Annotated in this window: 25 protein-coding genes, 1 tRNA gene and 1 pseudogene; 17 read left to right on the forward strand and 10 right to left on the reverse strand. The window is 62.1% G+C overall.

Annotated elements, in window-relative coordinates:
• The 3 genes and pseudogenes from GR212_RS06905 to GR212_RS06915 form a co-directional block, all read left to right on the forward strand.
• Positions 1 to 185: pseudogene (locus GR212_RS06905) on the forward strand (HoxN/HupN/NixA family nickel/cobalt transporter); the annotation flags it as partial.
• 86 nt (positions 186 to 271) lie between these two features.
• Positions 272 to 805 carry a FecR domain-containing protein gene (locus tag GR212_RS06910; protein ID WP_163985750.1) on the forward strand — a complete coding sequence of 178 codons (534 nt, stop codon included), beginning with the start codon at positions 272 to 274 and terminating at the stop codon, positions 803 to 805.
• Between the two features lie 13 nt (positions 806 to 818).
• Positions 819 to 2,675 carry a CHASE2 domain-containing protein gene (locus GR212_RS06915; RefSeq protein WP_163985751.1) on the forward strand — a complete coding sequence of 619 codons (1,857 nt, stop codon included), beginning with the start codon at positions 819 to 821 and terminating at the stop codon, positions 2,673 to 2,675.
• Between the two features lie 30 nt (positions 2,676 to 2,705).
• On the opposite strand, the gene GR212_RS06920 is transcribed toward GR212_RS06915, so the two are convergent.
• Complete coding sequence (locus tag GR212_RS06920) at positions 2,706 to 3,305, reverse strand: LysE family translocator (RefSeq protein WP_163985752.1); 600 nt, start codon at positions 3,303 to 3,305, stop codon at positions 2,706 to 2,708.
• 100 nt (positions 3,306 to 3,405) lie between these two features.
• Here GR212_RS06920 and GR212_RS06925 point away from each other — a divergent pair, with 100 nt between their 5' ends.
• Entirely contained in the window at positions 3,406 to 4,281 is an 876-nt protein-coding gene (locus tag GR212_RS06925; protein WP_163986310.1) for a LysR family transcriptional regulator, read from the forward strand.
• 26 nt (positions 4,282 to 4,307) lie between these two features.
• Here GR212_RS06925 and GR212_RS06930 read toward each other — a convergent pair whose 3' ends face one another.
• Positions 4,308 to 5,396: a citrate synthase/methylcitrate synthase gene (locus GR212_RS06930; protein ID WP_163986311.1), complete on the reverse strand. Its 1,089-nt coding sequence runs from the start codon at positions 5,394 to 5,396 to the stop codon at positions 4,308 to 4,310.
• A gap of 84 nt (positions 5,397 to 5,480) precedes the next feature.
• Between GR212_RS06930 and GR212_RS06935 the strand changes: the two genes are divergently transcribed.
• Complete coding sequence (locus GR212_RS06935) at positions 5,481 to 6,614, forward strand: citrate synthase (RefSeq protein WP_163985753.1); 1,134 nt, start codon at positions 5,481 to 5,483, stop codon at positions 6,612 to 6,614.
• Positions 6,615 to 6,645: 31 nt separating this feature from the next.
• Here GR212_RS06935 and GR212_RS06940 read toward each other — a convergent pair whose 3' ends face one another.
• Positions 6,646 to 7,017, reverse strand: coding sequence for a VOC family protein (locus GR212_RS06940; protein ID WP_163985754.1), 372 nt, complete (start codon positions 7,015 to 7,017; stop codon positions 6,646 to 6,648).
• A 30-nt stretch (positions 7,018 to 7,047) separates the two neighbouring features.
• Complete coding sequence (gene tehA, locus GR212_RS06945) at positions 7,048 to 8,049, reverse strand: dicarboxylate transporter/tellurite-resistance protein TehA (RefSeq protein WP_163985755.1); 1,002 nt, start codon at positions 8,047 to 8,049, stop codon at positions 7,048 to 7,050.
• A 306-nt stretch (positions 8,050 to 8,355) separates the two neighbouring features.
• Between tehA and gnd the strand changes: the two genes are divergently transcribed.
• A complete protein-coding gene (gene gnd / locus GR212_RS06950) occupies positions 8,356 to 9,381 on the forward strand; it encodes a phosphogluconate dehydrogenase (NAD(+)-dependent, decarboxylating) (protein ID WP_163985756.1) in 1,026 nt (341 codons plus the stop codon).
• A 176-nt stretch (positions 9,382 to 9,557) separates the two neighbouring features.
• Here gnd and GR212_RS06955 read toward each other — a convergent pair whose 3' ends face one another.
• From GR212_RS06955 to GR212_RS06975, 5 genes are read right to left on the reverse strand one after another with little or no spacing between them, the layout of a single operon-like run.
• Positions 9,558 to 10,784, reverse strand: a complete 1,227-nt coding sequence (locus tag GR212_RS06955) for a molybdopterin molybdotransferase MoeA (RefSeq protein ID WP_163985757.1) — start codon at positions 10,782 to 10,784, stop codon at positions 9,558 to 9,560.
• Between the two features lie 3 nt (positions 10,785 to 10,787).
• A complete protein-coding gene (gene moaC / locus GR212_RS06960) occupies positions 10,788 to 11,282 on the reverse strand; it encodes a cyclic pyranopterin monophosphate synthase MoaC (protein WP_163985758.1) in 495 nt (164 codons plus the stop codon).
• Between the two features lies 1 nt (position 11,283).
• On the reverse strand, positions 11,284 to 12,099 hold the full coding sequence (gene trpC, locus GR212_RS06965) for an indole-3-glycerol phosphate synthase TrpC (RefSeq protein WP_163985759.1): 816 nt from the start codon (positions 12,097 to 12,099) through the stop codon (positions 11,284 to 11,286).
• 6 nt (positions 12,100 to 12,105) lie between these two features.
• On the reverse strand, positions 12,106 to 13,128 hold the full coding sequence (gene trpD, locus GR212_RS06970; RefSeq protein ID WP_163985760.1) for an anthranilate phosphoribosyltransferase: 1,023 nt from the start codon (positions 13,126 to 13,128) through the stop codon (positions 12,106 to 12,108).
• Positions 13,129 to 13,153: 25 nt separating this feature from the next.
• Positions 13,154 to 15,046 carry a peptidylprolyl isomerase gene (locus GR212_RS06975; protein WP_163985761.1) on the reverse strand — a complete coding sequence of 631 codons (1,893 nt, stop codon included), beginning with the start codon at positions 15,044 to 15,046 and terminating at the stop codon, positions 13,154 to 13,156.
• A gap of 180 nt (positions 15,047 to 15,226) precedes the next feature.
• Here GR212_RS06975 and GR212_RS06980 point away from each other — a divergent pair, with 180 nt between their 5' ends.
• The 4 genes from GR212_RS06980 (at position 15,227) to GR212_RS06995 (ending at position 19,039) form a co-directional block, all read left to right on the forward strand.
• Positions 15,227 to 15,511 carry a hypothetical protein gene (locus GR212_RS06980; protein ID WP_163985762.1) on the forward strand — a complete coding sequence of 95 codons (285 nt, stop codon included), beginning with the start codon at positions 15,227 to 15,229 and terminating at the stop codon, positions 15,509 to 15,511.
• 307 nt (positions 15,512 to 15,818) lie between these two features.
• Positions 15,819 to 16,283 (forward strand): MarR family winged helix-turn-helix transcriptional regulator, encoded by a 465-nt coding sequence (locus GR212_RS06985; RefSeq protein ID WP_163985763.1) that lies wholly within the window; start codon positions 15,819 to 15,821, stop codon positions 16,281 to 16,283.
• Entirely contained in the window at positions 16,276 to 17,502 is a 1,227-nt protein-coding gene (locus GR212_RS06990; protein ID WP_163985764.1) for an HlyD family secretion protein, read from the forward strand. Before GR212_RS06985 ends, GR212_RS06990 begins: the two co-directional genes overlap by 8 nt.
• Positions 17,495 to 19,039, forward strand: coding sequence for a DHA2 family efflux MFS transporter permease subunit (locus GR212_RS06995; protein WP_163985765.1), 1,545 nt, complete (start codon positions 17,495 to 17,497; stop codon positions 19,037 to 19,039). The genes GR212_RS06990 and GR212_RS06995 overlap by 8 nt, the downstream gene beginning before the upstream one ends.
• A gap of 145 nt (positions 19,040 to 19,184) precedes the next feature.
• On the opposite strand, the gene GR212_RS07000 is transcribed toward GR212_RS06995, so the two are convergent.
• The gene (locus GR212_RS07000) at positions 19,185 to 19,781 is read right to left on the reverse strand and encodes a DNA-3-methyladenine glycosylase (protein ID WP_163985766.1); all 597 of its coding nucleotides are present in this window, start codon (positions 19,779 to 19,781) and stop codon (positions 19,185 to 19,187) included.
• A gap of 606 nt (positions 19,782 to 20,387) precedes the next feature.
• Between GR212_RS07000 and GR212_RS07005 the strand changes: the two genes are divergently transcribed.
• The 7 genes from GR212_RS07005 to GR212_RS07035 all read left to right on the forward strand — a co-directional run bounded on the left by GR212_RS07005 (position 20,388) and on the right by GR212_RS07035 (position 26,780).
• Positions 20,388 to 20,477, forward strand: a tRNA-Ser gene (locus GR212_RS07005).
• A 104-nt stretch (positions 20,478 to 20,581) separates the two neighbouring features.
• A complete protein-coding gene (locus GR212_RS07010; RefSeq protein ID WP_163985767.1) occupies positions 20,582 to 21,205 on the forward strand; it encodes a flavodoxin family protein in 624 nt (207 codons plus the stop codon).
• Positions 21,198 to 22,070: a sigma-70 family RNA polymerase sigma factor gene (locus GR212_RS07015; protein WP_163985768.1), complete on the forward strand. Its 873-nt coding sequence runs from the start codon at positions 21,198 to 21,200 to the stop codon at positions 22,068 to 22,070. The genes GR212_RS07010 and GR212_RS07015 overlap by 8 nt, the downstream gene beginning before the upstream one ends.
• Positions 22,071 to 22,469: 399 nt before the next feature.
• Entirely contained in the window at positions 22,470 to 23,639 is a 1,170-nt protein-coding gene (locus GR212_RS07020) for a septal ring lytic transglycosylase RlpA family protein (protein WP_163985769.1), read from the forward strand.
• A gap of 71 nt (positions 23,640 to 23,710) precedes the next feature.
• Positions 23,711 to 24,922 (forward strand): D-alanyl-D-alanine carboxypeptidase family protein, encoded by a 1,212-nt coding sequence (locus tag GR212_RS07025; protein WP_163985770.1) that lies wholly within the window; start codon positions 23,711 to 23,713, stop codon positions 24,920 to 24,922.
• Between the two features lie 152 nt (positions 24,923 to 25,074).
• Entirely contained in the window at positions 25,075 to 25,752 is a 678-nt protein-coding gene (gene tmk, locus GR212_RS07030; protein ID WP_163985771.1) for a dTMP kinase, read from the forward strand.
• Entirely contained in the window at positions 25,749 to 26,780 is a 1,032-nt protein-coding gene (locus GR212_RS07035) for a DNA polymerase III subunit delta' (RefSeq protein ID WP_163985772.1), read from the forward strand. The genes tmk and GR212_RS07035 overlap by 4 nt, the downstream gene beginning before the upstream one ends.
• The last annotated feature ends 29 nt before the right edge of the window (positions 26,781 to 26,809 follow it).

A 26,809-nucleotide genomic window follows, 5' to 3' on the forward strand; every position in this document is an offset into this window, starting at 1 on the left:
CGCTCGGACTGATCTCCGACAAGCTCGGCCTCGAGGGCGGCTTCTGGAGCTTCATCGGCGAGATGAACGACAATCTCGCCAATTTCGGCTTCGCAGTCGTCGGCATCTTCCTCATGAGCTGGCTGATTTCAACCGTGCTCTACAAGGCCAAGGGCTACGACAGCTTGCAGATCAACCGCTCATGACGCATCATCGCGGCTAAGGATCGAGAAAGCCATGACTGGAAATCGGCGTCCGCCGTTCCAGTGATGCGCGATGAGGGGCCACGATCATGATCCACACAAGCCATATTGTCGGCCTGGCGCTGGCGGCGACCATCCTGACCATCGCCGGTGCTGATGACGCATCCGCGCAAACCGCGGCGAACTGCTCTCTGCGGCCGGCTGTGAGCACAGAGCGCCAGACCCTGACTTGCGAACCGGGCCTCAGCATCACTGTCGAGCGCGGTGCGCGCTATCGGTTGGCGGACCGGAATCGTGACGGACGGGTGGATGCCATCGTGCTCGACAACAAGGCCGCTATGGTCGATATCGACAGCAGCCGTGTTCGGGGCGGGTTCGAAGTGGTGACTCCACAGGCAATCGCGGCGGTTCGCGGCACCCGATGGGCGGTCGATGTGAGGGGCGCCTGGACATCCGTGCTTGTGTTGCGCGGCCGGGTTGCGGTCAACAAGGTATCGACCGGGCAGGGAGTGACACTCGGGCAAGGGCAGGGCGTCGATGTCGACCGCAGCCGCTCCCCGCTGCATGTCAACCAGTGGAGACGCGCGCGCATAAACGCCTTGATGGCCCGTCTCGGCCAGTGAGACCTGGACAGCCATGCGCAGACCATCGCTGCAGACGCTGATTGCGCTTATCTTGACAGCCGCCTGGGGGTTAAGCCTCGGCGTTGCGCATCTGCGCGGTGATATCCCCTTCATCGACGGTGCGGAGGCGACGCTTACGAATCTGCGCAATACGCTTGGCGGCAATCGCCAACCGCCCGACCTCGTGACGATCGTCGCCATCGATGACGAGACGTCGCGTGTGGCGGGACGCTATCCCTTGCCCCGCGCCACGCTCGCCAAGATCATCGACGCGATCGGCGTGCTGGGCCCCAAGGCCGTCGCGCTCGACGTGCTTCTCATCGATCCCGGCGACGAAGCGGGCGACGCGGCACTGGAGCAATCGCTCAGGCGGACCAAGGTCGTGCTGGCCGCAGCCGGCATCTTTCCCGAAAGCCGGCAGCGTGTCGCCGACGACAGCAAGGAACCTCTCGCCCGCGTGCCAAGCGCGCTGCAGTTTCTCGAACCGCAGCCGCGGTTCGCAAACGCGGCAAGCTACGGCGTCGTCAACGTCCAGACAGACAAGACGGGAACGCCGCGTTTCGTGCCCATGTTGTTTCGCAGCGGCGAGCGGATCGCGCCGTCCTTCTCGCTGCGCGTCGTTTCCGCCGCGACCGGCGAGCAGACAACCGTCATCTCGGACCGCATCAAGATCGGCGACCATTCCGTCCTTACGGATACCGGCTATCTCATGCCGCTCTCGTTTTATGGCCCGCGCGGCACGATTCGTACCATCAGCGCCAGCGAGGCACTGAACGGGCAATTGCCGGAGACCGCGATCAGGGATCATATCGTCGTCATCGGCGCGACCGTGACCGGCGGCGGCGATGTCTTTCCGACGCCCTTCGATCCCGTTCTGCCTGGCGTCGAGGTCATATCCACCTCGATCACGCATCTGATTGCCGGAGATGGTCTCGTGCGCGACCGCAACGTTCGCTTCATCGACCTCTATTTTGCTGTCGGCTTGCCGCTGGTCGTGGTCGGCCTTCTCTCCTGGCGACGCAGCACCATTGGGCTGATAATGGTCCTCGGCGTCATCCTGATATGGCTGGCGGTCAACGTCAGCGCCTTCAAGCAGGGAATCTGGCTGAGCGCCGCCCTGCCGATTGCAGCGACGGTGCCGCCGGCGCTGCTGTTTGGCGCCGCTCAACTTTGGCTGGACCGAAGGCGCGCCACGCGCTTCGCCGAGCAGAGCGAGCTTTTGCAGCGCATTCAGGCTCCTGGTCTTGCCGAATATCTGGCCCGCGATCCCGATTTTCTCGCCGTGCCCGTGCATCAGGAGGCGGCGGCCGTTTTCATCGATATCAACGGCTTCACCGGCCTCAGCGAAGCCATCGGCCCGGCAGCCGTGCGGGAGCTGCTGAACGGCTTCTACAATCTCGTCGACGAGGAGGTCACGGCCTGCGGCGGCGCCATCACCAGTTTCATGGGCGATGGCGCGATGATCCTTTTCGGCCTGCCACAGCCGACGCCGGACGATCCGGTCCATGCGGCCCATTGCTGCGTTCGCCTGGCAGATCGGATGAGAGGCTGGCTCGCATCGCTGCCGCAGGGGGTCGCCTCGCGCATCGGCTTCAAGATCGGCGCGCATTTCGGCACCATCGTTGCCTCCAGGCTCGGCGCGGGGGACCGCCAGCAGATCACGGCCACCGGCGACACGGTCAACGTTGCCAGCCGCCTGATGGAGGTCGCCGCCGGCAATCGCGCGGATATCGCCATCAGCGACGACCTGCTGCTCGCGGCGGGCCGTGCGAGCGCGCCTTTCAAGGAAGGACGTCTTGAGGGGCCGATCGAAACGGCGGTGCGCGGTCGTACAGGCTCTTTGACCATATGGCTGTGGCGCAGCCGATGATGATGAGCAAAGCCTCCAACCGGCGAGGTTTCAATCATACCACATCGGAACGATCGAAATCACGAGGAGGCAGGCAAGGGCGACATTGACCACGCGCCATTGCCAGGCCGTTTTCAGCAAACGCCCGAGCATTTGTCCAAGCATGCACCAGACGGAGAGCGAGAACGCGGCGACAAGGCAAAAGGTCAATCCGAGCAGCATTGCGAAGCTGACGGGACCGGTCGCCAGCGCCGCGAAGGACGCCGCAGCACTGATCGTCACGGCCCAGCCCTTGGGGTTGTACCAGAGCATCCAGACGCCGGCTATGAAACCTGTGGGCTTCACCATGTCTTTCGCGCCATGCGGCGGGCCGCTTCTGCCGATCCGGACGGCAAGCCAGATCAGATAGATCGAGCCGAGAGCCTTCATGGCGATCTGCAGCGTCGGCAGGGCCATCAACACGCCACCAAGCCCAGCGGCTGCCGCGCAGGCCATGGAACCCAAACCGAAGGCAAAGCCGGCCACGAGGGGTATCGACCGACGAAAACCGAAATGCGCACCGGACGCGGTCGCAAATGTCGTCGCGCCGCCGGGCGTTATGGTCGAAACCAATACGAAGAGGATCACAGGCAGCAGGGATTGGATGGGCATTTCCGGTTTTTCTCCTTTTCGGAGAAAGGAATAATCAGCAAAGCACCATCAATAAAACGAATATTGAAGGATCATTGCATTAGCAGTTATAATGCCGATCATGAATCGAAACTTCGACATCACCCTTATCCGAACGTTCGCCGCCGTTGCCGATCAAGGCAGCATGACGGTTGCCGCCAATATGCTGCACATGACCCAGGGCGCTGTCAGCCAGCAGATCAAGCGGCTGGAAGACATGCTCGGCTGCGCCTTGTTTGAACGAGACAGACGTGGATTGCGGCTGACAGAGGCAGGCGAGCGGCTGCTCGGCAATGCCCGCCGCTTGCTGACGCTGAATGACGAGATTTGGGACGACATGACGGAAAGGACCGTTCGCGGCAGCGTTCGGCTCGGCGTTCCCTACGATCTCGTCGGCGCGACACTGGCGCCGGTGCTGAAGTCCTATGCCGAGCGCCACCCTCAGGTGGAGATTTCGCTGGCCTGCGCGTCATCGCCGGAACTGCTGGAGGAACTCGGGAAGGGAACCATCGACCTATGCGTGGTGGAAGAACCGTTCGGCGTGTCGCGGGGCGAATGCCTCGGTGTCGAGCGGCTTGTCTGGGTCGGGGCAAAGGCCGGCAATGCCCATCGCAAGGTGCCGCTGCCAATCTCGATGGTTGCCGATACATGCGCCTTCCGGACATCGGTCTTTGCGGCGCTGAGCAAGGACGGGCTCCGCTGGCGAACGGTCTTCGAGAACGGCAATATCGAGGCCACCACTGCGACGGTGCGCACGGATCTCGCCATTACCGCGTGGCTCGCCTCCACCGTTCCGGCCGATCTCGATATTCTCACCGTCGAGCACGGCCTGCCCGAACTGCCGATCTTTGCGATCAACCTGCATTTGCCCAAGGGAGGGGCAACGCCGCAGGCGCTGGAACTTGCCCGCCATATCCGCGAAGGCATGATGCGGCCGCGTCAACCCGCGGCCGCGTGAGCCTCCATCGGCTCCAACAGCGTGGCTTATGCCGCCTTCGGCAGCGGGCCGACATAGCGCGACTGCGGGCGGATCAGGCGCCCGTCCAGTGTCTGCTCGCGGGCATGGGCGATCCAGCCGATGGTGCGGCCGATCGCAAAGACGCCGGTGAAGGCGTTGCGCGGGAAGCCGAGCGCATCGAGCAGCAGCGCGGTGTAATATTCGACATTGACGTCGAGGGGACGATCCGGCTTGCGCTCCTTCAGCAGCGCCAGTGCCGCCGCCTCGATGGCTTCCGCCAGGGCGATCCGTCCGGCATCCGCCTGTCCGCTCGTAAAGATCGGCTTCAATGCCGTCTTCAGGGCATCGGCGCGGGGATCGCGGACGCGATAGATGCGATGACCGAAGCCCATCAGCCGCTCGCCATGATCGAGCGCCTGCGACAGCCAGGCGCGGGCATTTTCAGGCTTGCCGACGCCATCGAGCATATCGAGGACCGGGCCGGGGGCGCCGCCATGCAACGGCCCCTTGAGGGCGCTGATCGCAGCAAGCACGGAAGAGGTCAGGCCGGCATGGGTCGAAGCGATGACGCGCGAGGCGAATGTCGACGCATTGAGGCCATGGTCGGAAATCGTCACCAGGTAGGCATCCAGCCCTGCCGTCTGCTCCGCCGTCGGCATGCGGCCCGTGAGCATGCGCAGGATATCGGCCGATTGGGAAAGCGACGCATCCGGCTCGATCGGCGTCTCACCCTTCTGCATGCGCAGGACGGCCGGCAGGAAGACGGCAGACGCCGCCATCAGGCGGATCGCCGTGGCAAAGTCGTCGCCGTCATCGACACGGGCCAGCAGCGCCCGCATCGCATCCACCGGCGGCAGAGCGAGCAGGGCGGCATCTGCCGCCTTCACATGCGCGAAGAGGGAGACGCGGGCCGTCCCGAGCCGGGTGCGGATGGAGGCAGCATCGATATGCTCATCGAACAGGCCATCCAGCAGCAGCGCGGCGACATCCTCGAAGCGGCTGGTTGCCACCAGATCGTCCAGCGATACGCCGCGGATGATCAGACGGCCGGCAGCGCCATCGACATCGGATAGCTTGGTTTCTGCGGCAATGACATCTTCAAGACCACTTTTCATCATTGTTCTCCTTTGACTATGGGATTAGATCGGGCCTATTTTTATTGACGTCAATCTTGATGCTATTGATCAATATGAGGAACGATGAGCTGGCTGACGGCGGAGCAGGCGCTGAACCTGCTGGGAACGAAATCGCAGACGCTTTACGCCAATGTCAGTCGCGGTCGCATTCGGGCAAAGCCCGATCCCGCGGATACACGGCGCAGCCTTTATTTCACCGATGACGTCAAGCGGCTGGCCACCCGCAATGCCGGTCGGCGCAAGACGGAGGCGGTGGCGGCCGAGGCCATTCAATGGGGCGATCCCGTCCTGCCATCGGCGCTATCGACGGTTTCGAACGGCAGGCTTTTCTATCGCGGCATGGATGCGGCAACGCTGGCGGAGAGCGCAAAACTGGAGGATGTCGCGCTGCTGCTCTGGGACATGAAGCGGCCACTAAGGTTCGAGCAAAGCGAGAAGCGGCAGGAGCTTCCGTCCCTGAATGCCGCTTTCTCCGTCCTTGCCGGGCGCATAATGCACGACCTGCCGTCACTCGGGCGCTCGCTTCCGGCCTTGCAGAACGAAGCCGAAAGCGTGTTCGGCACCGTCGCCGGGGCGTTGGCCCCCGGCGCATGGGATCAATCACTGCATCAACGTCTTGCAGCAGCCTGGGGCCGTCCCGATGCGGGCGATCTGATACGCCGCAGCCTCGTATTGCTCGCCGATCACGAGCTGAATGCCTCAACTTTCACGGCGCGGATTACGGCCTCCGCCGGCGCGACTTTATCCGCCGCCACCCTGTCCGGCCTTTCCACGCTGACCGGTCCGCTGCACGGCGGCGCGTGGCAGAGCGTGCGCTCGCTGATCGCGCGGGCGGCCGTGACCGGGGTGGATGAGGCGGTCCGCAGCTATCTGGCGGAGGGGAGGCCATTGCCGGCCTTCGGCCATCAGCTTTACCCGGACGTCGATATCCGCGCCGAGGCGTTGCTGGGCTGCTTCACCCTGCCTCCGCTATTTGCCGAGGTTCGCGATGTCGGCGAGCGGCTAGTCGGCGAACGCGTCAATGTTGACTTTGCATTGACGGCGATGACGCATGCCTATCATCTTCCAGAGGATGCACCGCTGATTATCTTTGCATTGGCGCGCACGGTGGGCTGGCTTGCGCATGCCATGGAGCAGGCGACGAGCGGCAGGCTCATTCGACCGCGTGCGCGCTATGTCGGCCCGCCTGTGCAGTGATTTGATTTCATAGGGAATGCGAGGTTTCCACCTAACTCACCGATAGGTGACAGACTGCCTCAATATTGTGTCCATCGGGATCGAGAATGAAGGCGCCGTAATAGTCGGGGTGATAATGAGGGCGAAGCCCGGGAGCGCCGTTGTCGGTGCCGCCGGCGAGAATGGCGGCTCGATGGAATTCGTCGACAAATTTCCTGCTCTCGGCCGTAAAGGCGATATGCGCGCCCGTTTGCAGAACATCGCGCTGACCGATCCAGAAGAAAGCCTTCCTCCCGACGCCATAGCCCGCAAAGGTTTCGCCCTCCGCATAAAGACGAGCTATGCCAAGAGGACGCAATATCGCATCATAAAAGATCTTCGATCGTTCCAGGCTGCGAACGCCGATTGTCACATGATCGAGCACGTCGTCCTCCGAACCGTAGACTCTGCTTGGTCAACCCCGCCCGACCGCGCCGGCATCATGGTCCGCGAGGGCGACCCAGCCGATGACGAGCTTGCGATTGGCAATCAGCCAGATCGTTGCGAGAGCAACCAAACCGACGACGATATTCGCCGCGACGAAGAGGATGGGCGCGAGCTGCGTGACGGGCCCGGCATCACCGCGTTCGACCAGCCGCATGGGAGCGGTCGCCAACGCCGTTGCGCCGAAGGTAAAGGCCCAATAAGCCGGGGTGAAGCCTTCCTTTGCGATCCAGGGCAGAAGGCGAAGCATGATCAGCGCCTGCAGCAGGCCGTAGCCGATCATTGCATGGACCAACACGTCCGGAGGCCCCTGCGTTACGCTGATATAGGCAAGGGCGCCGACGGCCGGCGGAGCCAATTGAATTCCCAGCGTCGGCCTCAGCGATGGCGCCAGCGCCGGCCCCGTCAGCAGGCGGTGCAGCAATGCCGATTCGATGGCGAGCCAGGCGAAAAAGCCGGCACCGAAGAAAAGCTGAGCCCATTCGGGGAAGCCGAGAGCCGCGCCGACGATGGCCGTGACGAAGCTGCCGGCGACACTTGGCAGATACAGCACGGCGGTCGTCGCCGCGATATCGCGTTCGCCTTGCCAAAGACCTCCGGTGCGCCAGACGGAGAATGCCAGAGTATAGACGGCGCCGACCAGGAAAATGGTTTCGGCGCCGATGCGCGAATAGGGCAGGAGCCCTGCGGCAACCAGCATGGTCGCGACCCCGACCAAGCCAATGAAGCAGCATTGGACGGCGTGAGCGACTTCCTTGACGGCTTCCTCGCGCGCCACCATCCATTTCAAACCGTAGAGCACGATCAGCGCCAGCCAGACCGCTAGCGAAACGAATGTCAGCACCTCGCCGACGGCAGCCGGCAATTGCCAGATGCGCGCACCGACGCGCCAGGCGTTGGCTAGACCCGAAAGCCCCAGGACCATGCCGAAAAATGAAGCCGGAACCAGCGGCAGTTTCAGAGACGCAGCCATATGCCTCCTTTGACGCTCCAAGCGAGCACCGGCCTAAAGAGAATTGTGCAAAGAAGCCGGGATCGGCGCTAAATCTGTCAACGCAAACAGGAGCGCAAAATACAGCTTTCCTCGGAGTGGGCAAAGCGCGATCATGGCGAAAAGCGCAAGGCTTCGGCCAGCGCTATCACAGATGCGTGAGCGCGCGAATTTTTCTTCGCTGTCAGGCTCGTGCATAGCTCGCCCGTCATTTGTTCATTGGAAAATATTGCGAAATGTCTTTATGGAGTATTCAAAACGATTAAAACCGTCCTAGGAGACTGACACATGCAAATCGGAATGATTGGCCTCGGCCGTATGGGCAACAACATGGTGCAGCGCCTGATGAAGGGCGGTCACACTGCTGTTGTTTTCGATGCGCGCCCGGAAAGCATTGCGGGGCTCGAGCAGCTTGGCGCCACCGGCAGCAAGTCACTCGCAGATTTCGTCTCGAAGCTCGCGAAGCCGCGTGTCGTCTGGCTGATGCTGCCGGCCGCGATCGTCGATCAGGAACTGGCAACGATCGTTCCGCTGCTGGAAGAAGGCGACATCGTCATCGATGGCGGCAACTCGTATTATCATGACGACATTCGTCGCGCCGAAGAACTGAAGCCGAAGGGCATTCACTATGTCGACGTCGGCACCAGCGGCGGCGTTTTCGGCCTCGAGCGCGGTTATTGCCTGATGATCGGCGGCGAAAAGGAAACGGTCGAGCATCTCTCGCCTATCTTCGCAACGCTCGCTCCTGGCGTTGGTGATGTAGCTCCGTCGGCAATGCGCTCCGAAGAAGCCGCCAGGAACAGCACGGCAGAGCAGGGCTACCTGCATTGCGGTCCGTCCGGCGCCGGCCATTTCGTCAAGATGGTTCATAACGGTATCGAATACGGCCTGATGGCGGCTTATGCCGAAGGTCTGAACGTTCTGCGTCATGCCAATATCGGCAAGCAGAGCACGGAGAAGGATGCCGAAACCGCGCCGCTCTCCCACCCGCAATATTATCAGTACGATCTCGACATCGCCGAAATCAGCGAAGTCTGGCGCCGCGGCAGCGTCATCACCTCCTGGCTGCTCGACCTCACCGCCGACGCTCTGCATGGCGATGCAGCGCTTTCGCAGTATGCCGGCCGCGTTTCGGATTCCGGCGAAGGCCGCTGGACGATCTCGGCAGCCATCGATGAAGGCGTGCCGACGCCGGTGCTCAGCGCGGCGCTTTACGGCCGTTTCGCCTCGCGCGGCAACGACGATTACGCCAACAAGGTTCTCTCCGCCATGCGCGCCGGCTTCGGCGGCCATCACGAGAAGCCAGTCAAGTAATCGATCCGTCGATTGGATGAACCATGAGCCGGGTGGGTCAAACCTCCCGGCTTTTGCTTGCCCGCTAAAGTCGGGCCGACCTGATGGTGGAGTACACCCCTCCAACCCGCGATCCGTCTGTTCGCCGTCTCGCAATTCCGGACTGAAAACCGCTGCGCACTTTTGCCGGAATCACTCTAGCCGAGCAGATCAGGCCGCAGGAAAACGACCGGGCAGGGAGCTCCGGGCTCAAGCTCGGGTGCATGCGGCGGCCGCACGATGAGGCAGTCGGAGCGCGAGAAGACCTTCATCATCGAGGAATCCTGCTTGGAGAAGGGTTCGGCGAGCCAGCCGCCGTCATCGTCCTTCTTCAGCATCGCGCGCATGTAATCCTGTCGCTGGTCGTTCGCGGCAAGGGGCACGGCGGCCCGTACAACCCCTTCGCGCCTGACCGGCGGCAGGGATGCCAGCTTTCGAATCAACGGCTCGAGAAAGAGCAGGCCGCAAACGAGGCTGGAGGCGGGGTTTCCGGGAAGGCCGAGAACATGCATGTCGCCGAGACTGCCGACCATCAGCGGCTTGCCGGGACGCATGGCGATGCGCCAGAAATCCAGTTCCATTCCGGCCGCGATCATCGTCGCCTGCACCAGATCATGGTCGCCGACCGATGCGCCGCCGAGGGTGACAATGACATCGGCCTTCGCCACCTGCGCGCGACCGATGGCGGCCGTAATTTCGTCGTTGTTGTCGGGAACGATGCCGAGATCGAGGATGTGAGCTCCGGCATTGCGCGCCAATGCGCCGATGCCGAAAGTGTTCGACGCGATGATCTGCGACGGCCCCGGCTCATTTCCCGGCGACACAAGTTCGTCACCGGTCGCCAGAATAGCGACGAGCGGCCGGCGGTAGACATCCAGCGCGGGATGGTTCATGGCCGCGGCAACGGTGAGCCGCGAAAAGTCCATCACCGTGCCGGCGGGAAGCACGACTTCATCCTGCAGGAAGTCCTGGCCGCGCGGACGGATGTGCTGGCCTTTCCGCAAGGGGTAGGTCGGGCGGATGCGATCGCCTTCCAGCCGCTCCGCATCTTCCTGCAGCAGCACCGAATCGGCACCGGCCGGAACGGGCGCTCCGGTGAAGATGCGCACCGCTTCGCCCTTGCCGATGCTTCCTTCGAAGGCATGACCGGCAGCGGAGGCGCCGATGACCTGCAGTTCCGCGCCCGGCGTTGCCGCGTCTTCGAAGCGCAGCGCGTAGCCATCCATCGCCGAGGCGTCGAAGGGCGGTTGGGTCAAGCGGGCGGTCAGATCCCTGGCCAGGACGCGGCCTTCCGCCATATCGAGCGGAACGCTCTCAAAGCGATGGATAGGCGAAGCGCTGTCCAGCAGGCGTGCCTGCGCTTCGGCAACGGGCAATAGGCTCATGTATCAGGCCCCCGGATGGCGGAAATCTCCTGATTTGCCGCCAGATTTCTCCAATAGCGTAATGCCGCCGATTTCCATCATCCGGTCGGCGGCCTTGGCCATGTCGTAGATGGTCAGGCAGGCGACGGACACCGCCGTCAGCGCTTCCATCTCGACGCCGGTGCGACCGGTCAGCTTTGCCGTCGCCGTTACGCGCAGGCCGGGCAGGGCGGCATCCTCTTCGATATCGACGGCAATCTTCGTCAGCATGAGCGGATGGCAAAGCGGAATGAGATTGCTGGTCTGCTTTGCGGCCATGATGCCGGCGAGCCGCGCCGTGCCGATGACATCGCCCTTCTTGGCATTGCCCTCGCGGATGAGCGCCAATGTCTCCGGCTTCATCCTGACGTAGCCCGTAGCCGTGGCGCTGCGCGCCGTCTCGGCCTTGTCGCCGACATCGACCATATGCGCTTCGCCCGAAGCGTCGATATGTGTGAGACCGGCCTTCGGCGTGGTCATTTCACTCGGCCGCCAGGATGCCGGCTTCGCCGTTGAGCAACAGCCGCGTCGCGGTGGTCACGTCATCCTTGCGCATCAGGCTTTCGCCGACGAGGAAGGTGGAGATGCCCGCGGCTTCGAGGCGCTTGCAATCGGCATGGGTAAAGACACCGCTTTCGCCGACCAGCAGCCGGCCTTCCGGCACCATGGGCGCCAGGTTTTCGCTGACCGTGAGGCTGACCTCGAAGGTGCGCAGGTTGCGGTTGTTGATGCCGATCAGCGGCGAAGACAGTTTTAGCGCGCGCTCCATCTCCTCGGCATCGTGAACCTCGACCAGCACATCCATGCCGAGACCGAAGGCTTCGTCCTGGAGGCGCGTGGCGTCATCGTCGGAAAGCGAGGCCATGATGAGCAGGATGCAATCGGCACCCCAGGCGCGGGCTTCCTGCACCTGATACGTATCGAACATGAAATCCTTGCGCAGTGCCGGCAGCGAGCAGGCAGTGCGGGCAGCGGTCAGGAATTCCGGAGCGCCCTGGAAGCTCGGCGCGTCGGTCAGCACCGAAAGGCAAGCCGCTCCGCCGGCCTCGTAAGCCTTAGCGAGGGCAGGCGGGTCGAAATCGGGACGGATCAGGCCCTTGGACGGACTTGCCTTCTTGATCTCGGCAATCAGACCGAAGACGCCGGCATCCTTCCTGGCGAGCAACGCCTTGTGAAAACCGCGCGGTGCGGATTGCCCGGCCTGCATCGCTTTCAGATCGGCCGGGGAAACCTTGGCCTTGGCGGCGGCGATCTCCTCGCGCTTGTAGGCCTCGATCTTTCTGAGGATATCGGTCATGGCGCCCTAGTCCTGTCCTTCCTCGTTGGAAACGGCAATGAGCTTTTCCAACGCAACGGCGGTAGCGCCGCTATCGAGCGAATGTGCGGCGAGCTTCATGCCATCATGGAGCGTTTCGGCCTTGCCGGCAATGACCAGAGAGGCGGCCGCATTGGCGAGAGCGATGTCGCGATAGGCATTTTTCGCGCCGCCAAGCACGCCGCGGAGTGCGGCGGCATTGGCAACGCCGTCGCCGCCCTTGAGGTCGGCAAGGTCGGCATGCTTCAAGCCGAAATCGGCAGGCGTCAGTTCGAAGGTGCGGATCTTGCCGTTTTCCAGCGCCGCGACGGAGGTCGTGCCGGTGGTGGTGATCTCGTCCAGACCGTCGCCGTGGACGACCCAGACGCTCTCAGCATTCAGATCCTTCAGCACTTCGGCCAGAGGCAACACCCATTGCGGCGCGAAGACGCCCAGCAACTGACGGCGCGCGCCTGCGGGGTTCGAAAGCGGGCCGAGGAGATTGAAGATCGTCCGCGTGCCCAGCTCGACGCGCGAGGGGCCGACATGACGCATGGAGGAATGATGCAGCTGCGCGAACATGAAGCCGATGCCGGCCTCGCGAATGCAGCGGGCGATCGTCTCCGGCCCGATGTCGAGCTTGATGCCCAGTACGGATTGCGTGTCGGCGGTGCCGGCCTTGGAGCTCTGGGCACGGTTGCCGTGCTTGGCGACCGGTACGCCAGCGCCGGCAACGATGAACGCCGCCAGCGTCGAAATGTTGTAGGTGCCGACACCGTCGCCGCCTGTGCCGACGATATCGATGGCATCGGCCGGGGCCTTAACCGGCAGCATCTTGGCGCGCATCGTGGTCACGGCGCCGACGATTTCGTCGACCGTTTCGCCGCGCACGCGCAAAGCCATCAGGAACGCGCCGATCTGCGACGGCGTCGCTTCGCCAGACATCAGGATTTCGAAGGCCTGTCGGGCTTCGTCCCTCGTCAGGGCCTCACGATTGGCGACCTTGGCGAGGAAAGGCTTCAAATCTGCCATTGATTATCCATCCTCCCGAGCGGGCCTAGCGAGACATCGCCTGTTCGGCGAGGCTCTGATTGACCGTGACGGTGTATTTGGACTGCAGCTGGCCGACCATCTGGTCGAGGATGTCGTCGCCGGCGGCATTGGCGATCTGTGCGACCTGCTGATCGTCGTTGTTCAGGGCATCGGTGGTCGGGTTGTCGTTGACATCGGTGACCTTGAGCAGAATCTGCGTCGTATCATCCGCGCCGACGGCATTGGCGACGGCATCGACCGGGCCGGAGAAGGTGGCGGCAATGCCGCCACGACCCAGAACCGGATCGTCGGTCGAGCGCATGATGCCGGTCTTGCTTTCGACGGCGATACCGAGCGGTGCGGCGATATCGGCAAGCGACTTGCCCTTCTGCGCATCCTGCTTCAGCTCTGCCGCCTTGGCGGCAAGCGCGATCTTCTGCTGTTCGGCGGTCCAGTCGGCGACGGCCTTTTCGCGCACTTCGGAGAGCGGGCGGTCATGATCGGGGGTGACGTTCGTGATATCGAACCAGACGTAGCCGTCATTGCCGACCGTCAGAGGAGCGGGATTGCCGCCCTGATCTGCCTTGAAGACCTCCGGAAGCAACTGCTGGCGGGCGGGCAGATCCTTGATCTCATTGCCGTTCTGGTCGAGGCCGTTCGCATCGACCGCATCGACGGTGACGAGCTTCAGCTTGAGCTGTGCCGCGGCGTCCTGCAGCGAGACGCCCGAGCCGCGCAGATCCTCGAACTTGTCGTGGACGCTGGTGATTTCGTTGGCGGCGTTGCTGAGGGCAACCTGCTTGCGGATGTCTTCCTTGACCTCGTCGAAGTTCTTTGCCGTTTCAGCCTTCACGTTGGTCACGCGCAGGATGACCGGCCCGAACGAGCCATCGACGACCGGGCTCGTGCCACCTTCCTTGGTAACGGCGAAGGCGGCGTCGGCAACGGTCTTGTCCGGAACCTGATCCTTGGCGAACGTGCCGAGCAGCACGTCGGACGGCTTCTTGCCCTGGTCGGAAACGAGCTGGTCGAAAGTCGTGCCGGTCTTCAGCGCATCGGCGGCGGCGTTTGCGAGATCCTTGTTCGCAAAGGTCAGCTGCTCGATGGTGCGCGTTGCCGGCGTCGTGAAGCTGTCCTTGCGTTTGTCGAACTGGGCGCGCACTTCGTCGTCGGACACGCTCGCGGGATCGGCGAGATCCTCGGCCTGCAGTTTGACATAGGCGAACTTGCGATATTCCGGAGCGCGATATTTCGACTTCACGCCATCGAACCACTTCTGCAGGACATCGTCGGCCGGGGCCTTGACGGGATCGATGTTGGCATTGGTGAGCAGCAGATAGTCGATGCTGCGGGTCTCGTCGTGATATTGCTTGACGGCATCGACCAGAACCTGCGGGGCGGCAAAGCCGTTGGAGACCGCTTCGACGATCTGGCCGCGGATCGCGACCTTGCTGCGCTCCTTGATGTAGTCGTCGGGCAATATGTTGCTGTTGCGCAGCAGCAGATCGAATTTCTGCCGGTCGAAAGAGCCGTTCGCTGCCTTGAAGGCCGGATCGTCACCGATCAGCTTGGCAAGGCGATCCTGGGAAAGGCCGAGATTCATGTCGGCGGCAAGCTGATCGAGCGAGGCGCCCGCGACCAGCTGCGCCACCGTCTGCTGGCCGATGCCGAAGGCACGCGCCTGCTCCGGGGTGATCTGCATGCGCAGTTGCTGGCTGATCGCCTGAATCTGACGGCGATAGGCCAGACGGAATTCGTTGGTATCGATGTGCTGATCGCCAACCGTCACGACGGTATTGCTGCTGCCGCCGGTGATGAGGGACCGCTCTACGCCCCATACGCCAAAGGCTGCAGCAAGAAGAAGCAACAAACCCTTGGCAACCCAGGTCTGGGCGATTTTTCTCAGCACGTCGAACATCGGAAAGCAAACCTCGTCATCAACACGTCTCCGCCCGCAGGCGAAACAATCGGAGTTCCTTAGAACAATCCGAACCGGAATTGAAGAGCCAGTCGGGAAATCACCGGAGGGCAAACGAGCGCTTCGGAACCTTTGACCGACGCGGGCGTTCTGACGTATAGAAAACAAAAGGAGCACACGATGGCAGAGACGACGAAATCAGCTTCCGCCCAATCTTCTTCTGCGCGAGCACAGACCGAAACGGCAATGGAGGACCTGGCCGCACAGGTGGCCGCGTTGCGCGAAGATCTTTCCAGGCTGTCGCAGAGCATGGCCGCCTTGGGGCAGGGAGCTAAATCCGTCGTCGCCGAGGAAGCCCAGGAGATCACCGAGCAGTTGCGCGAGAGAGTTCGCGAGGAGCCGATCTTCATGGTCGCGGCCGCAGCCGGCATCGGCTATCTTATCGGCCTTCTGAGTCGGCGCTAGCTTCACCGCGAACTCCCAAAGGGCGAGCGAGCCCTACCTATCTATCCATCTTGCAAGACTACCGAAAAGGCGCGGACGATTCGTTCGCGCCTTTTTCGATTGGCGGACGCGAGGAAAACGCCGGCTTGCGTTCTTTCCCGTGCGCCGCACGCCGCATCCCCAGGCCACTGCGACATCTTTGCGACACCGCCTGCGACATCTTCGACTATCGCTATTTGTTGATCGTCTCCCCTCTTGTATCACATGGGCGCTTACTATATGTAACAACAATTATAAGGTTGCTTATGAATAGCAGGCTTCTCATACAATGAGTTCGACACCCACCCTTGGTTTTCTCCTCCATGACGTTGCTCGGCTGCTTCGAAAGCGGTTCGAGCAGCGTGCGAAAGATTTGGGCCTGACGCGCTCGCAGTGGCAAACGCTCGCCTATCTCGCAAACAACGAAGGCATCCATCAGGCCGGCTTGGCGGAAATTCTGGAAATCGAGCCGATCACCCTGGTTCGCATCCTCGACAAGCTGAGCGACCGCGGCCTGGTGGAGCGCCGGCAGCATCCGAGCGATCGGCGAAGCTGGCTTCTCTACATGCGTGAAGAAGCCCGGCCTCTGATGGATACGATGCGCAACATCGGCGACCAGACACGCAAGGAAGCGCTCGAAGGAACCTCCCAGGAGGACAACGAGCACCTCTACGCATTGCTTACCCTTATGAAATCAAACCTGCTTAGCGCCTGCCGTTCGAAGGCAGTCGATAAAGAGATACAACATGGCTGACGCTTCCTCTCCGCTTCGCGTACCTGCGAACGCAAACTCTTCCGAACAAGATCAAGTAACTGTCGCCGAGGCCCCATCCTCCACCCCGGCGCCACAATCTTCGGCGGCCGCCGCAGCAACGCCGGTCGCGCCTCCCGAGACGCCGCGCAAGCGCCGCAATCTGACCCGACCGGTCCTTTTTGCGCTGCTTCCGGTCGCCCTCGTCATCGGCGGCTACTACTACGTCACCGGCGGGCAGATCATGTCGACGGACAACGCCTATATCCAGGCCGACATGGTCGGCGTCTCGACGGATGTTTCCGGCACGGTGATCTCGGTCGACGTGCATGAAAACGAAGTCGTGAAGAAAGGGCAGGCGCTCTTTCGGCTGAAGCCCGATTCGTTCCAGATCGCACTCGACGGCGCGAAGGCGCAGCTCGGCAACGCGAGGAACCAGATCCTGAACCTGCAGGCGAGCTATAAGCAAGCGCTGGCCGAAATCGCCCAGGCGCAGGCCGATATTCCCTATTACCAGACGGAACTCGAACGCCAGCAGAACCTGATCAACAGTTCCGTCGCTTCCAAGGCGGCGTACGACGAAGCCAAGCACAATCTCGAAGCCGCACAGCAGAAGGTTTCCGTCGCGCAGGCACAGGCCGCCGCCACGCTCGCTCAGTTGGGTGGGGACGGCACTGCCGATCTGCCGCCCGAACAGAACCCGCTCTACTTGCAAGCCAAGGCTGCGGTCGACAATGCCCAGCGCGAGCTTGACGACACGGTCGTCAAGGCACCCTTCGACGGCATTACCGCCAATGTTCCCTCGCTGCAGGTCGGCGCTTATCTGACGGCTTCGCAGCCGGGCTTTTCGCTGGTTTCCACCACTCATATGTGGATCAACGCAAGCCCGAAGGAAACCGAGCTTACCTATGTGCGGCCCGGCCAGAAGGTCGATATCTCGGTCGACGCCTATCCGAACATGACCTGGAAGGGCACGGTCGCAAGCATCTCGCCCGCATCCGGCTCCAGCTTCTCGCTCCTGCCGGCACAGAATACCACCGGCAACTGGGTCAAGGTCGTCCAGCGCATACCGATGATCATCAACATCGACGACATGGAGGGCAAGCCTCCCTTGCGCATGGGGATGAGCGTCGTCGCTGGTGTCGACACTGGCCACGCCCGCGGCCTGCCGGACTTCATTACAAATCTGCTGGGCCATTCCCGCGGTCAGGACCATGAGTAACGCTACCTCCGCTTCGCCGTCGGCGCCTATCGCCAATCGTGGTGCGATCACCGCCTGCGTCATCCTGTCCGTGATCATGCAGGCGTTGGACACCACCATCGCCAACGTCGCGCTGCCGCACATCCAGGGCGACGTTTCCGCCAGCGCCGACCAGATCAACTGGGTTCTGACGTCCTATATCGTCGCGGCGGCGATCATGACGCCGCCCTCCGGCTTCCTGTCGGCGAAATTCGGCCGCAAGCGCGTGCTGCTGGTCGCGATCGCCGGATTCGTCGTCGCGTCCGTTCTGTGCGGGCTGTCGGAATCGCTCGTGCAGATCGTCGGCTTCCGCCTGCTGCAGGGCCTGTTCGGCGCCTCGCTCGTCCCGCTGTCGCAGGGCATTCTGCTCGATATCTACAATGTCGAGGAGCGCGGCCGCGCGATGGCGCTGTTCGGCGTCTCGGTCATGGTCGGTCCGGTGCTGGGGCCAGTGATCGGTGGCTGGCTCACCGACAATATCAGTTGGCGCTGGGTGTTCTACATCAACGTGCCGATCGGTGCGCTCGCCTTCTTCGGCATCGTCGTCTACGTGACGGAAACGAAGCTCGATGCGCTCGCCAAGCTCGACTGGTTCGGCTTCGGCATGCTCTCGATCGCCATTGCGGCGCTGCAGCTCTTCCTTGATCGCGGCGAACAGCTGGACTGGTTCTATTCGAGCGAAATCATCGTCGAGGCGCTCGTCTGCGTCTGCGCCTTCTATCTCTTCATCGTGCATATGTTCACGGCCGAGCGAAGTTTCGTCAATCCAAGGCTCTTCCTCGACCAGAACTTTGCCGTGAGCATATTGTTCATCTTCATCGTCGGCGTGACCTATCTGGCGTCGCTGGCGCTCATGACGCCCTACCTGCAGACGCTGATGGGCTATCCGGTCGTGACCGCAGGCATCGTCATGGGGCCGCGCGGCCTCGGCACCATGTTCTGCATGTTCCTTGTGGGACGCCTGATCGGCAAGGTGGACACGCGCTGGCTGCTGTTCATCGGCCTCGCGCTGACGGCATGGGCGATGTACGACATGACCGGCTGGACGCCCGACGTCTCGCAATGGACGCTGATCTCCGTCGGCTTCGTCCAGGGTGCTGGCCTTGGCTTCCTCTTCGTGCCGCTGACGACGATCGCCTTTGCGACGCTGCCGGCACAGATGCGCGGCGAGGGGACGGGCCTCTACAACCTCTCGCGCAATATCGGCTCCAGCGTCGGCATCTCGGTCGTTTCGATGCTGATCACGGAGAATACGCAGGTCAACCACGCCAACATCGCCGCCTATGTGACGCCGTTCAACCGTTATTTCGACATGACGGCCGCACAGGGCGTCAGTCCGATGACGGCGGTCGGCCGGGCCACGCTCGACGGCATGATTACCACGCAGGCGACCATCATCGCCTATATGGACGACTTCAAGCTGCTGATGCTGATGTCGATCTTCGCCATGCCGCTGCTGATGCTCCTGCGCAAGCCGAAGGCTCCGCCGGCGGTCGACCACAGCGTTGCCATGGAATAGCCGCGCAGCCTTTCCAGTTTCACTGCGTGGCTCAATGGCCGCCGGGCGCCACCCCGGCGGTCTCTTTGTTTGTTCGACGGACGCGCATCGCGATCTTTCCCATTTGCGTTCTGCGCTTCACCGCCCTCATTTCGCGCGACATTTTCTAAGGAAAGCGACGGCTGACGAAACGCGAGCCGGCAGCCCCGAATCGCCAGAGCGGATCGATATTCTTCGTGATGCCGATGCGCTTGCCTGCCACGATTGCGACCGGTTCGGCCCGGGAAATGGCAAACGGCGCGGCGTCCAGGGCACGGCCATTGAGGCTTATGTCGATAGACAGCGCCTGCGAAAGCTTGCCCGGCCCGTTGCAGAGCGAGACGATATCGGCAAGGCCCCGCCGCCGGATCATTTCCTCGATGCCATGTTCCGGCTCCAGCGCCCGGATAAGCACGGCGCTTGCATTCGCGCAGACGAAATTCAGGCACCAGTGAATGCCGTAGGACCGATAGATGTAGACATGCCCGGCCGGTCCGAACATGGCGGCGTTGCGCGGCGTCGGCCCGCGATAGGCGTGGGACGCCGCGTCGTCCGGCCGATAGGCCTCCGTCTCGACGATGCGGCCGCCGGCGCCTGCGACCATCAAACGCGCGCCGATCAGATCGGAAGCGACGGTCACGGCATCGCGATCGAAGAAGGCTGCAAGGGCAGGGCCGGCCATGGGTGAGGCGCCGAGAGACAGGGAAGGGTCGTCAGATGTCATGGGCGAACGCGATATCCGGGAGGGTTCACGCCGAACCTTCACACAAAGGCCCGACACTTAGGAAAGTCCTTCATATAGATCACAGCCGCCGCGAATTCACATCACGTCAACAGCCTGGGCCTATTGATTTCACAGATCGAGCTTCGGTATCCGAAGAATAGCGCCCTCCGCCTTGTCGGAAGATCGATGGTGGGTAGTGCCGCAATAAATCGGGGCCTTGCTACCACCCACTTTGACCTTCGGAAAAGACTTCGAGCGCGTCACAGGTTCATAATTGACAAAAACTAAGCTTATCTTATTACTAGGGTGCTTCAGTCAGATTTGACCCCTGACCTGGCGAAGGTGATCCGGCCGCTTCCAATCTGCCGGGTCACCTTATTTCCATCGGTTTGACCGTGCCGCACCGCGCGGATTGCCGCCATCCCTCGATGCCCCCAATCTCCATGTCCATCGGATGCCAGGAATGCGAGGGAACGCCGCAGAACGAGTTGACGCGGCGACCAAAGCTGCTAAAAAGCCAGCCGTCGAGTGATTGGGTAAAATCGGTGGCCACAACCGGTCCCGAAAAATCAACGAATGTAGATTTTTCAGCCTTTTCAGTTACTTGGAAGAGTGTCCGAGTGGTTTAAGGAACCGGTCTTGAAAACCGGCGTGCGGGAAACCGTACCGTGGGTTCGAATCCCACCTCTTCCGCCAGTAGCCTTTCTCAACCTTTTGCCCTCCCATAAGTCCCGGCATGTCACAATCGGCATCCGCACCTTGTCATGTCCTTCGCAACGCCATTTTCGAAGGAGATGACAATGATCCGGCAGAGCATCGCAATCGTCTATCATAGCGGCTATGGGCACACGGGCCGTCAGGCGGAAGCCGTCAAGGCGGGGGTCGAGCAGGTCGACGGCGTGGAAGCCCTGTTGTTGACCGTGGACAAGGTGGATCGCCACTGGGATGATCTCAATTCGGCGCAGGCGATCATCTTCGGGTCGCCGACCTACATGGGGGCGGTCTCGGCGCCCTTCAAAGCGTTCCAGGAGGCAACATCGAATGCCGTGCTCGCCAAGGGCTATTTGTGGAAAGACAAGATCGCGGCCGGCTTCACGACCTCAGGGTCACGTTCCGGTGACAAGCTTTCGACGCTGATGCAGATGGTCGTCTTTGCCGCACAACACGGAATGCATTGGGTCGGCCTCGATCTGCCGCCGGCCAATTGCTCCTCGACCGGTTCCGAGGAAGACATGAACCGTCTCGGCTTCTGGCTGGGCGCCGGCGCTCAGGCCAACACCGACGAAGGCCCGGAAACCGCGCCGCCAGCCTCCGACCTCGCCACGGCCCGCTATCTCGGGCGGCGTGTGGCGTTGACGACGCTGCAGTTCGTTCGCGGACGGCGGGCCATTCCTTTCGAACATGCCATTGCAGCCTATGACTGAGATCTTGTCCGATCCGATCTTCTCCGAACTGCGCCCACGCCTCGTCCGGCTCGCCTACAGGATGCTGGGGTCGGTGGCGGATGCGGAGGATATCGTGCAGGACGCCTGGCTGCGCTGGCTGGCGGCCGACCACACCTCCGTTCGCGAGCCGGCGGCGTTCCTGCGGACCATCGTGACGAGACTTTGCCTGAACGAGCTGAAATCGGCCCGTCGTCGCCGGGAGGCCTATGTGGGGTCCTGGCTACCCGAACCGATCTTCGATCCGGAGGACGCCGACGCGGCTGACGACATAACCTTGCCGTTGATGATGGCGCTGGAGCGCCTTTCACCTTTGGAGCGCGCCGCCTTTCTCCTGCATGACGTGTTCGGCATGGATTTCGACGATGTCTCCTCGGCGATCGGTCGCGAGGCGGCCGCTTGCCGCAAGCTTGCAAGCCGGGCGAGGGCGCATCTCGTCAAAGCCCGTCCGCGCTTTGCCATCGGAAGGGAGCAGGGGCTCAAGCTTGCCACCGCCTTCTTTACCGCTTCGAGAACGGGAGACATGGCCGCTCTTCGCGCTCTGCTTTCCGAAGACGTGGTTGTCTATGCCGATGGCGGCGGCAAGGTGCCGACGTCGCTGCGGCCGCATGTGGGGCTTGCCGCCGCCATGCTGCTTCACGAGCAATTGGCCCGCGTTTTCCGCGCGCAGCCATCGAGGCTGATCCATTTTGCCGTCATCGATGGCTTGCCGGGCTTTGTGACGATAGAAGGCGGCAACGTCGCACAGACGACCGCGCTGCATATCGAGCAGGAAAAGGTCGTTGCCATCTACTGCACGCGCAACCCGGACAAGCTGCGGCACGTTATCGGCACCATCCCTCACTGAAGGTTCACGACGCGAATAGCGAGAGGCGCAACCGAAATACTGATGCATATCGAGACGAACGGCGGAATGAGCTGCCTCAAAACGACCCGTAGCAATGCAAATGCAATGGTACTTCGATCGTGTCTGTCACGATCCGGAACGGCTGACGCCGCTCAAGAGACGAACCGTACTCGAGCGGGCGCAAAGCCACCGCGAAGACTTCAGGTCTGTAGCGCTTTACCATGCATTAACCATGATCTTCAGAATTTCTTCGGTGCGTTCAATTTGCATCGCAAAATCGACAAACTGTAATCATGATTAAAGCACCATTAGGTGATTGGAGCGTAGCAGGATACCGGAACAAAAGGGATGTACCGGTAGCAGACTTCCGCCAGAGTAATGAGTAGCGGCTTGGGACAGATGAAAATCGAAAATCGTGCGATGACATACGCAACGGGTATGCGTTGGTTTGCTCTCTCACTGATGTGCGCAACCATCACTGCCTGCGGGACGTCTCAGAAGGTTGCTTCGACGCGCCAGCACGGCAAGGAATACTTCTCCGAGAAGGAATACGGCGTCAAGGCGAGCCCACGCGTCGTCAACAACGGCCCCGTGCCGAAGGGCGGCGGCCGCTTCATGGTCGGCAACCCCTACCAGGTAAAAGGCAAGTGGTACTATCCCAAGGAAGATTATTCCTACAACAAGGTCGGCATCGCTTCCTGGTACGGCTCGGCATTCCACGGCCGCCTGACAGCCAACGGCGAAGTCTACGACCAGCAGGCCTTGACCGCCGCCCATCCGACCTTTCCGCTGCCGAGCTATGCGCGCGTCACCAATGTCGAGACCGGCTCCTCCATCATCGTTCGCGTCAACGATCGCGGCCCCTATCACCCCGGCCGCATCATCGACCTTTCCAACAAGACGGCGCAGATGCTCGATCTCCAGCACAGCGGCACCGGCGATGTGCGCGTGCAGTATGTCGGCCGCGCCCGTATGGACGGTCATGACGACCCATATCTGATGGCATCCTACATTCCGAAGGGTTCGCGTCTGCCCAGTATCAATCCGGGCGGCCAGATCGCTACCGGCGTCATGGTTGCTTCGGCAGGCCGGATGACCGCGGATCAATTGCCCGACTCCGACAATACGCTCCGCGTGAACCGCCAGCAGCGCAGCTACGATGCCATGCCTGCGATCGCCCCCATTCCGCGGCAGTCGCCTTACTCCGCCACGGCTTTCGCCGGATCGACGCCGGATGCCGGCTTCAACGGCGGCAAGCGCAACAACCCGCCTCCCATGGAGTGGAACGGCGGCGCCATGCCGGCCGCCCAGTCCGGGGACCCGACCATGGTCGTGCTCCCGCGGATCGGCCCGATCCCCTACGAACGGCCGGACGTCTCGCGACGCCTGGCGAGCCTGAAGGACCAATCCCTGGGCTCGACCGTTGCCGCCTACCAGGACGCGCCCGCCAAGACCGTCTATGTCGATCTCGCTTTCGATGCCGTCATGGTGCGCAACGACGGGCTCACGCAGGAATCGATTCTTTCGTCCTATCGCCGCCAGCATCAAGGCGCGACGCAGACGGATTGATCATCCGTCATTGCCTGAATCTTAACCCGTCACTAAAATAATCGTGCCGGTGATCGGATGAAGGGGACGACATGCCAAAGCGCTTGATTCTTTTGTTCCTTTTTCTCCTCGGGGTAGGGAATGCAACGGCCTTTGCGCAGCCTGCCACGCCAGGCGCTTTCGATACGAAAGCTGCGCAGGCCTTCATGATCGAGGCTTCGACCGGCACCATTCTGCTTGCCAAGAACGAAGATCAGCAGTTTTCGCCGGCGTCGCTCGCGAAGCTGATGACGCTCGATGTCGTCTTCGACGCGATCGGGCGGGGGGAGATCAACCTCGATACCGAATATCCCGTCTCGGAAAACGCCTGGCGGACCGGCGGCGCACCCTCGCGCTCGTCGACGATGTTCGCCGCGTTGAAATCGCGCATACGCGTCGGCGACCTGATCCAGGGTGTCGCCATACAGCAGGCGAATGATGGCTGCATCGTTCTGGCGGAAGGCATTTCCGTCAACGAAGGAGAGTTCGCGCGGCGCATGACGGCGCGTGCACGAGAGATCGGCATGTCGCATGCGACCTTCACCAATTCCACGGGCCTGCCCGACGCCAACGACCCTGTCAGCGGTGGCAAGGTTTCAGCGCGGGAAATGGTCATGCTTGCGCAGGACCTGCAGGAGAAGCACCCAGATCTCTACAAGTATTTCGGGCAGGCCGATTTTACCTGGAACAAGATCTATCAGCGTAACAAGAACCCGATGCTTTTGCTCAATATCGGCGTGGACGGCCTGGGGCTCGGCTTTGCCGAAGGCGAGGGCTTTTCGATCGTCGCCTCCATCCAGCGTGACGGCCGCCGGCTGTTCCTGGCGCTCGGCGGCCTGAAAAGCGATAAGGATCGCATAGAAGAGACCCGGCGCGTGCTCGAATGGGGCCTCAGCAACTTCAAGAGCCAGCGCATTTTCGCCGATAGCGAGGTCATCGGCGATGCCAGCGTCTATGGCGGCGCCGCCTCCACGGTCGGTCTGCAGGCGAAGATACCGGTCGACGTCTACGTTCCGGTCGAGACGCCGGATCGGCTATCGGCACGCATCGTTTATCGCTGGCCCCTGACCGCACCCGTGGCGGCAGGTTACGAAGCCGGAACTCTCCGCGTATTCCTGGGTGCCCGGCTGGTTCGAGAGCTGCCGCTCTACACGAAGGAATCGGTCGCGCAAGGCACGCTCGGCCGTCGCGCTTTCGACGCCTTCATGGAACTGACCGAGTCCCTGCTGTTCTCCTGGCTATGGGACAAGCCTTTGCCGACCTGATCGCGTTGCCGCCTCGCGAAATCATTGTTCCCACCCCATATTGAATAGCGGACACCGAGACATCTACGGTTCCACCTGGACATGTCTTGGGTTAAACAAGATGCGTATCGCGTACCAACCGGATGGCACGCGAAAAGTGCAGGACATGATCATTGGCTGATGCAAACGGATTATTCGTAAGCTTCGAAGGCGGCGAAGGGGCGGGCAAATCCACCCAGATCCGCCGGTTGGCTGAAAGGTTGCGCGAGCGTGGCCATGAGGTTCTGGTGACGCGCGAACCCGGCGGTTCGCCGGGTGCCGAGGCGGTGCGGCACGTCCTGCTTTCCGGCGCGGCAGAAGTGTTCGGCACGCGCATGGAGGCCATTCTCTTCGCAGCCGCCCGCAACGATCACGTCGAGGAAGTCATTCGCCCGGCGCTGGCGCGCGGCATAGTCGTGCTGTGCGACCGCTTCATGGATTCCTCGCGCGTCTATCAGGGCGTCACTGGCAACCTCGAGTCTGATTATATCGAGGCCTTGCAAAGGGTTGCCGTCAACGGCGTCGTGCCGGACTGCACGCTGATCCTCGACATTCCGGCCGAAGTGGGCCTGGAACGTGCTCGCAAACGCGCTTCCGCCGCAGCCGCGCCCGATCGCTTCGAGAAGGAAGAAATGCAGACCCACGAGAAGCGCCGCGAGGCCTTCCTCGATATCGCCGCTCGCGAGCCGGCTCGCTGCCACATCATCGACGCGCAACAGTCCGAAGACGATATCGCGACTGAGATAGCCGGGATCGTCGACAAGCGGCTGGGCGCCGCCGAGACAGCCGCAAGATCGGAAGCGGCGCAATGAGCGACGAACGGCCGGGCGTTCTCGACGGCGCAATTCCCCCGCAGGACAATACGAAGCTCTTCGGCCACGAAGAGGCGGAAGCCTTCCTCGCGCAGTCCTATCGCTCCGGCAAGGGGCATCATGCCATGCTCATCGAGGGGCCTGAGGGCATCGGCAAGGCGACACTTGCCTTTCGTTTCGCCAATCATGTCCTGTCCCATCCCGATCCGGCATCGGCGCCGGAGACGATCGGCGATCCGGATCCGGCATCCGTCGTCAGCCGGCAGATTTCCGGCGGGGCATCCCACAATCTTCTGCACCTGAGCCGCCCCGTCGATGACAAGACGGGCAAGGTGAAATCTGCGATCACCGTGGACGAGGTGCGCCGCGCCGGGAAATTCTTTTCGCAGACGTCGGGCACGGGCAATTGGCGGATCGTCATCATCGATCCCGCCGACGATCTCAACCGCAGCGCGGCCAACGCCATCCTGAAAATACTCGAGGAACCGCCAAAACGCGCTCTGTTCCTGGTTCTGTCGCATGCGCCGGGCCGGCTTCTGCCGACGATCCGCTCGCGCTGCCTGCCGTTGAGGCTCGCGCCGCTCGGAGACGATGCCCTGCGCATGGCGCTCGAAAATCTGGGCGTACCGGCCGGGCAGGGGAGCGAATTGCTCTCCGCAGCCAAGGGCAGCGTCAGCGAGGCGCTGAAGCTTTTGAATTACGGCGGCGGCGAAATCATCGAGGCCTATCGGCAGGTGCTTTCGGCCGATGGGCCCGCTGCGCGCAAGGCGATGCACCGGCTCGCCGACGCGCTGTCCGCCAAGGACAGCGAAACGATCTTCGGCTTCTTCCTTTCGCATATCGGCGACGACATCATCGAGCGCGCCCGCGCTGCGGCACTTGGCGGCTCCATCGCCACGGCAGAGAGGCTGGCCCGTCTGCACTCCGAGACCACGGAACGGCTGAACGTGTCCCAAGCCTACAATCTCGATCGCAAGCAGACGCTGATCACCATCCTGGGCGAACTCAAACAGCAGATTTCGGCATAGGTCGATGATACAATTTCCCGGGAAAGCGT

This window comes from Martinezella lusitana (assembly GCF_010668395.1).
Classification (GTDB): domain Bacteria; phylum Pseudomonadota; class Alphaproteobacteria; order Rhizobiales; family Rhizobiaceae; genus Rhizobium; species Rhizobium lusitanum_A.

What these genes read in the sequence shown, in the direction of transcription:
- GR212_RS06910 (WP_163985750.1), top strand. Translation starts at nt 272, where the DNA reads ATGATCCACACAAGCCATATTGTCGGCCTGGCGCTGGCGGCGACCATC.
- GR212_RS06915 (WP_163985751.1), top strand. Translation starts at nt 819, where the DNA reads ATGCGCAGACCATCGCTGCAGACGCTGATTGCGCTTATCTTGACAGCC.
- GR212_RS06920 (WP_163985752.1), bottom strand. Translation starts at nt 3,305, where the DNA reads ATGCCCATCCAATCCCTGCTGCCTGTGATCCTCTTCGTATTGGTTTCG.
- GR212_RS06925 (WP_163986310.1), top strand. Translation starts at nt 3,406, where the DNA reads ATGAATCGAAACTTCGACATCACCCTTATCCGAACGTTCGCCGCCGTT.
- GR212_RS06930 (WP_163986311.1), bottom strand. Translation starts at nt 5,396, where the DNA reads ATGAAAAGTGGTCTTGAAGATGTCATTGCCGCAGAAACCAAGCTATCC.
- GR212_RS06935 (WP_163985753.1), top strand. Translation starts at nt 5,481, where the DNA reads ATGAGCTGGCTGACGGCGGAGCAGGCGCTGAACCTGCTGGGAACGAAA.
- tehA (WP_163985755.1), bottom strand. Translation starts at nt 8,049, where the DNA reads ATGGCTGCGTCTCTGAAACTGCCGCTGGTTCCGGCTTCATTTTTCGGC.
- gnd (WP_163985756.1), top strand. Translation starts at nt 8,356, where the DNA reads ATGCAAATCGGAATGATTGGCCTCGGCCGTATGGGCAACAACATGGTG.
- GR212_RS06955 (WP_163985757.1), bottom strand. Translation starts at nt 10,784, where the DNA reads ATGAGCCTATTGCCCGTTGCCGAAGCGCAGGCACGCCTGCTGGACAGC.
- moaC (WP_163985758.1), bottom strand. Translation starts at nt 11,282, where the DNA reads ATGACCACGCCGAAGGCCGGTCTCACACATATCGACGCTTCGGGCGAA.
- trpC (WP_163985759.1), bottom strand. Translation starts at nt 12,099, where the DNA reads ATGACCGATATCCTCAGAAAGATCGAGGCCTACAAGCGCGAGGAGATC.
- trpD (WP_163985760.1), bottom strand. Translation starts at nt 13,128, where the DNA reads ATGGCAGATTTGAAGCCTTTCCTCGCCAAGGTCGCCAATCGTGAGGCC.
- GR212_RS06975 (WP_163985761.1), bottom strand. Translation starts at nt 15,046, where the DNA reads ATGTTCGACGTGCTGAGAAAAATCGCCCAGACCTGGGTTGCCAAGGGT.
- GR212_RS06980 (WP_163985762.1), top strand. Translation starts at nt 15,227, where the DNA reads ATGGCAGAGACGACGAAATCAGCTTCCGCCCAATCTTCTTCTGCGCGA.
- GR212_RS06985 (WP_163985763.1), top strand. Translation starts at nt 15,819, where the DNA reads ATGAGTTCGACACCCACCCTTGGTTTTCTCCTCCATGACGTTGCTCGG.
- GR212_RS06990 (WP_163985764.1), top strand. Translation starts at nt 16,276, where the DNA reads ATGGCTGACGCTTCCTCTCCGCTTCGCGTACCTGCGAACGCAAACTCT.
- GR212_RS06995 (WP_163985765.1), top strand. Translation starts at nt 17,495, where the DNA reads ATGAGTAACGCTACCTCCGCTTCGCCGTCGGCGCCTATCGCCAATCGT.
- GR212_RS07000 (WP_163985766.1), bottom strand. Translation starts at nt 19,781, where the DNA reads ATGACATCTGACGACCCTTCCCTGTCTCTCGGCGCCTCACCCATGGCC.
- GR212_RS07010 (WP_163985767.1), top strand. Translation starts at nt 20,582, where the DNA reads ATGATCCGGCAGAGCATCGCAATCGTCTATCATAGCGGCTATGGGCAC.
- GR212_RS07015 (WP_163985768.1), top strand. Translation starts at nt 21,198, where the DNA reads ATGACTGAGATCTTGTCCGATCCGATCTTCTCCGAACTGCGCCCACGC.
- GR212_RS07020 (WP_163985769.1), top strand. Translation starts at nt 22,470, where the DNA reads ATGAAAATCGAAAATCGTGCGATGACATACGCAACGGGTATGCGTTGG.
- GR212_RS07025 (WP_163985770.1), top strand. Translation starts at nt 23,711, where the DNA reads ATGCCAAAGCGCTTGATTCTTTTGTTCCTTTTTCTCCTCGGGGTAGGG.
- GR212_RS07035 (WP_163985772.1), top strand. Translation starts at nt 25,749, where the DNA reads ATGAGCGACGAACGGCCGGGCGTTCTCGACGGCGCAATTCCCCCGCAG.